The sequence below is a fragment of the Nostoc sp. ChiQUE01b genome (genome assembly GCF_034531255.1).
GTDB lineage: Bacteria > Cyanobacteriota > Cyanobacteriia > Cyanobacteriales > Nostocaceae > Nostoc.
In genome coordinates this window covers 1-4,135 of sequence record NZ_JAVRBM010000176.1, presented here as the reverse complement: position 1 = coordinate 4,135, position 4,135 = coordinate 1, and the positions used below count along the sequence as shown (strand labels likewise).

At 46.5% G+C, this 4,135-nt stretch carries 5 protein-coding genes and 1 pseudogene; 3 read left to right on the top strand and 3 right to left on the bottom strand.

Features of this window, described 5'->3' with window-relative positions:
• Positions 1-383 (top strand): annotated as a pseudogene (locus RMY63_RS41205) (hypothetical protein); the annotation flags it as partial.
• 63 nt (positions 384-446) lie between these two features.
• Here RMY63_RS41205 and RMY63_RS41200 read toward each other — a convergent pair.
• Positions 447-1,346, bottom strand: a complete 900-nt coding sequence (locus RMY63_RS41200; protein WP_322734195.1) for a LysR family transcriptional regulator — start codon at positions 1,344-1,346, stop codon at positions 447-449.
• Between the two features lie 144 nt (positions 1,347-1,490).
• Here RMY63_RS41200 and RMY63_RS41195 point away from each other — a divergent pair, with 144 nt between their 5' ends.
• Together RMY63_RS41195 and RMY63_RS41190 are read left to right on the top strand one after the other, a co-directional pair.
• On the top strand, positions 1,491-2,372 hold the full coding sequence (locus RMY63_RS41195; protein WP_322734194.1) for an oxidoreductase: 882 nt from the start codon (positions 1,491-1,493) through the stop codon (positions 2,370-2,372).
• 40 nt (positions 2,373-2,412) lie between these two features.
• Positions 2,413-2,643: a hypothetical protein gene (locus RMY63_RS41190; RefSeq protein ID WP_322734193.1), complete on the top strand. Its 231-nt coding sequence runs from the start codon at positions 2,413-2,415 to the stop codon at positions 2,641-2,643.
• A gap of 283 nt (positions 2,644-2,926) precedes the next feature.
• Here RMY63_RS41190 and RMY63_RS41185 read toward each other — a convergent pair whose 3' ends face one another.
• Together RMY63_RS41185 and RMY63_RS41180 are read right to left on the bottom strand one after the other, a co-directional pair.
• Positions 2,927-3,505, bottom strand: a complete 579-nt coding sequence (locus tag RMY63_RS41185) for a hypothetical protein (RefSeq protein ID WP_322734192.1) — start codon at positions 3,503-3,505, stop codon at positions 2,927-2,929.
• A 28-nt stretch (positions 3,506-3,533) separates the two neighbouring features.
• Positions 3,534-3,953: a hypothetical protein gene (locus RMY63_RS41180; protein WP_322734191.1), complete on the bottom strand. Its 420-nt coding sequence runs from the start codon at positions 3,951-3,953 to the stop codon at positions 3,534-3,536.
• Positions 3,954-4,135 lie beyond the last annotated feature (182 nt).

The window sequence follows — 4,135 nt, the reverse complement described above, 5'->3', positions numbered from 1 at the left end:
ATAAGAATACAGGTATCGATCACAGAGCGATCGCAAAACTTTTCGGTCTACTGACCGTTGAAAATCTGCCGCAACTGTATTTGGGTAAAACCACAGCTAAAACTCTAATTTGGCAACAACATGATGCGATCGCTGGTTTTAATGAACCTCAATCCCTACCTGCTTTGCCAGGAGAATCGGTGTCTGTAGACGTGGAAGTATTGCCACCAAACAAGAATAGGAACAAAACTCAAAGCGATCGTAGATCCAAGTCAGCGACCAAGCCACCTCGCAAAATTCAACTTATTGACGATGACGACTTCCTTGATGAGACCGACGATTTGGAAGCTGAGTTAGATGATGATTTTGAGGAGGAAGACGATGAACTGGATGATGAGGAATAGTCCAATGGGCGCATCTATGAATTGGGGGAGTACAAGCGTTTTGATAAGCCTCAACAGCATTGCTTAATGAAACGCTGCACTAAATCGTGCAACGGCTCTTGATTGCGCTAGAAATTGGTGTAGCACGGGCGAGGTGTTTGCACTTCGCCAAACAACTGCCAACTTGACATAGAGCGTTTGGTCTTCGAGCGGTTTGTAGACGACCCCTGCTCGTTGCAAATTCTGGAGCGACGCTGGGACGAGCGCAACCCCTAATTCCGCTGCCACTAAGCTGACAATGGTCTGCATCTGAGTCGCTTCCTGAGTGACTTGGGGAATAAATCCTGCTTGTTGACACAAACGGATAATCTGATCGTAAAAGCCGCTTCCTAAATGACGTGGAGATAAAATGAAGGACTCCTCGGCGAGTGATGCTAATGACAGTTGTGTTTGAGTCGCAAGCGGGTGTGCTTCTGGCAATACAGCAACGAACGATTCTTGTAAAACCGTTTCCACGCTGAGTTCGTCATCGCTGATGGGCGGACGAATAAAGCCAAGCTGAATGCGATCGTCATGCAGTGCTTCAATTTGCTCGGTCGTGGTCATTTCATGCAGTATCAAGCGGACATCAGGAAACTGATGGCGAAATGACCGCACGGCAGCAGGCAGCAGGCTATACGTGGCAGATCCAACAAATCCAATCGCTAAACGACCCACTTCACCTCGAAAAGCACGTTGGGCTACCTCAATCGCTTGCTCAGATTGCACTAGAATTTGTCGTGCCTGCTGTAAGAAGGCAAGTCCTGCTTCAGTAAGTCGGACTGTTCGCTTTGTCCGATACAGCAACTCGACACCGAGTTCTTGTTCGAGTTGACGGATTTGTTGACTCAGTGGCGGTTGAGCGATTTGTAGTCGTTGCGCGGCGCGACCAAAATGAAGTTCCTCAGCTACAGTCACGAAGTAACGCAAGTGTCGAAGTTCCATGTCAATTAATACGTTTTAAGTCTTAGTCTAAGACAAAAATCATATTGGACATATTTATTCAGGCTGCTTAATGTGGAAAGTAAGTTACAGAATTGCAGTTGCGCCGATCCTCGCATCTCATCGTTTTTGTATTGGAGAAAACAAATGAACTCAGACAAAAATCGTGTCGCTCCTAAAGTTTGGTTGATTACAGGATGTTCAACAGGGTTCGGACGGGCCCTAGCAGAAGCGGTGTTGAAGAAGGGCGACTCCGTGCTAGCTACTGCTCGCCAACCAGAGCAACTTCGCGCTTTGATTGAACACTATCCAGAAACCGCAAAGGCTGTACGTTTGGATGTAACACTGCCCCAAGACATACAAGCAGCAGTTGATACCGCGATCGCTACATTTGGTCGAATTGATGTGCTGGTCAACAATGCTGGACATGGACTCATTGCTGCACTCGAAGAAGTCAGTGATGTTGATATTCACCGATTTTTTGAAACCAACTTCTTTGGGGCGCTCCGTCTGATGCGAACGGTCTTGCCTGTGATGCGTCAGCAAGGCAGCGGTCACATTGTCAATATGTCATCCACAGCAGGATTAGTGGGATTTGGTGGAAGCAGCCTCTACTGTGGCGCTAAATTTGCTCTGGAAGGTACGTCTGAAGCCCTGGCTAAGGAGGTTGAATCCTTTGGAGTTAAGGTCACTTTAATTGAACCTGGGGCATTTCGCACAGACTTCAACGGACGCTCTCTGGCAGCAGCAGAACTTTCCATTGATGCCTATGCGACCGTGAGCGGTGCTTCATTGCAGTGGTTCAAAGAGATGCATGGTAAGCAACCTGGCAATCCACTTAAAGCGGCGCAAGCCATCATTCAAGCTGTGGAAAGTCCTCATCCACCGATGCGACTGGCATTAGGCACCGATGCTATGAGCCTGATTCAGGAAAAACTGTCAGGGGTCAAAACGGATTTGGATGCTTGGCAGCAGGTGACTGTAAGTACGGATTATACAGATAGGAACAGTGAGGTAATAGTTGGTTAGGCGGCTATAGAACGTTCACTAAGCCATGAGGCACAACATCATGCACACTTTCAAAGCTCTAAGTGATTCTGGTGAGAAGGTTGAATTTATCTATCTTCTGGCTTGGCCGGACAAAAGCACAATGGATTTACGCTGGAGAGAGTTCCTAAGAGACAAAGAATGGATTGACATAAAGAAGCGGACAGCGGCTGAAAGTGGAGAACTAGTCCGAGAAGCTAATGACCACCCACTAACTCGCGTGTCTTACAGTCCGGTATGCGCCAAGAAATGAGTGGTACGCCGCCTAATAATTCATTCAAGCCGAAGCCGCTTCGGCTTAATTCGAGTCTGGTAGTTAAGCTCTGAGCTAGTAATTAGACGCTGCATCCACCCACTAAGAAGCAGAATTTAAGTCAGGAGAAAGTTAAATGATTCGACTCGATAATCATGTAGCGATTATTACTGGAAGCGGGCGAGGTTTAGGGGCAGCTTATGCCCTCCTAGAGGTTTTAGATAAAAATACCCTGCCATAGCTAAGATGACTATGGCAGAGTTTTCTTCTAGATTTCGAGTTATCAACTTTGGGAATTTTTACTATTAGTGAAAAGCTGACTATCAGCAAGTTGATAGCCAGTGCCATTGAAACAAAAATTCAATTGCCGTAGCTGCTCTTGCTCGGTTTGCAGTACCTTAATGCAGGGTAATGCCTGACCTCGGTTCTCTCCCACTGACAACAAATGCTTACCTGGTGGCAGATTGGGATTCAAGTAACTCAAGAATACCTGAGTAATTGGTTTGTCCTTTCTGAGCCAGTAACCAGTATACAGACATCCCAAAGCACCACAGACATCAGGCGTGTTCAAGTTGAAAACTGCGAACCTGCCGTCTTTCCCTTCCACACTCCAAGCCAGTATATTTTTAGCAGATACTTTGGAATTTAACTCTGTATTTTCTACAATCACCTGTTCAACGACTGTTGCAGGCACAACATTAGCAGCTTTGTTCCAAGTAACGCTTGCTGCATTTAAGCTACAGCCCCCTAAGCTCATGAGAATCGACAGCAACAAAAAGATGCCCAAACCAATGCGAAACCAATGAATCCAGTAGCGTACCCTCATAGGAGGTGCTGGTAATTCATATGCAGTTGTCTTCAATGGTTGAGACTGAGTAGGGGAGGCGGAGTCAGAATAAACTCCCTTTCCTTTGAGGCACTCGTTCAATTAGGCGTTCGCGAAGCGTCTCCGAAGGAGAATCGCCCGTAAATGGCTGTCCTGTAGCCGGATCGATTTGCTGTTGTGTCAATTGAATTTTGTTAGCCATATCAGCCATAAATGCCCTATCTTGGTCAGATGCAGGAAAAAACTCAAATAGTTCAGCCTCTGTTGGTTGATGCCTTTGCTCCACTTGACTCAGGAACTCTTTACCTCCAGGCTTGGCAGCAATTAACTGCACTGCATAAGGGTTATAACTCATGAACTGGTAGCGACCGAGAGCGCGACCACAATTTAAACCCCCATCCGCACAGGTATGTATGCCAACTGCTTTGTAATCGCCGCTACCAGCGCTCTCAATTTCCGCGATCGCATTTCCCAGCGATCGCAAATCAATACCGGAAAATGATTGACCTGTTATCGATTGACTAACATCACTAAACGTGCATGGATTAATCTTCTCTATTACTCCAGTACGGTTGGTAGTGCTAGCTTTAGGCTCTCTTGTAGCTTCAGTTGGCGTTGTTGCGTGAATGGGTAAAATGGTAGATTTTACCTATTGCTATGTTCTCT

Coding starts and splice junctions, on each gene's coding strand:
- RMY63_RS41200 (WP_322734195.1), bottom strand. CDS start 1,346: ATGGAACTTCGACACTTGCGTTACTTCGTGACTGTAGCTGAGGAACTT.
- RMY63_RS41195 (WP_322734194.1), top strand. CDS start 1,491: ATGAACTCAGACAAAAATCGTGTCGCTCCTAAAGTTTGGTTGATTACA.
- RMY63_RS41190 (WP_322734193.1), top strand. CDS start 2,413: ATGCACACTTTCAAAGCTCTAAGTGATTCTGGTGAGAAGGTTGAATTT.